Raw genomic sequence first — 487 nt, forward strand, 5'->3', positions numbered from 1 at the left:
GTAGCGGCCCTGATCCTCGCCGAAGAGCGTCGCGATGTCGTCAGCCTCGAGAGTGACGCCCAGACCGGCTTCTTCCGCCATCTCGAAAGCTGCGAGCGCGAGCCCGCCATCCGACAGATCGCTTGCGCCTTTGACCAGCGCGCGGTTCTCGCGCAGGAACTCGCCATTGCGTTTCTCGACGTCGAGATCGACCTCGGGCGCGTCGCCCGACTCGAGCCCGAAGGCCTCAAATGCCAGCGCGGATTGATCGAGGTGCCCCTTGGTCTCGCCAATCACCATCGCCACGTCGCCCGCCGTCGGCAGGCCCGCGATCAGCTCGTCGAGCGAGCTCAGCAGACCGACCGCGCCGATGGTCGGCGTGGGCAGGATGCCGGTGCCGTCGGTTTCGTTGTAAAGCGAGACGTTGCCCGACACGATCGGCATGTCGAGCGCGCGCACGGCGGCGTCGATGCCTTTGATGGCGCCCACGAACTGGCCCATGATCTCG

At 66.7% G+C, this 487-nt stretch carries 1 protein-coding gene; it reads right to left on the reverse strand.

Annotated elements, in window-relative coordinates; translation table 11 throughout:
* Positions 1-487 (reverse strand): AIR synthase-related protein (locus B3D39_RS04890; protein WP_286789426.1); only part of this gene is annotated, 487 nt, incomplete at both ends.

Source organism: Thioclava sp. UBA3469 (genome assembly GCF_002378135.1).
GTDB lineage: Bacteria > Pseudomonadota > Alphaproteobacteria > Rhodobacterales > Rhodobacteraceae > Thioclava > Thioclava sediminum.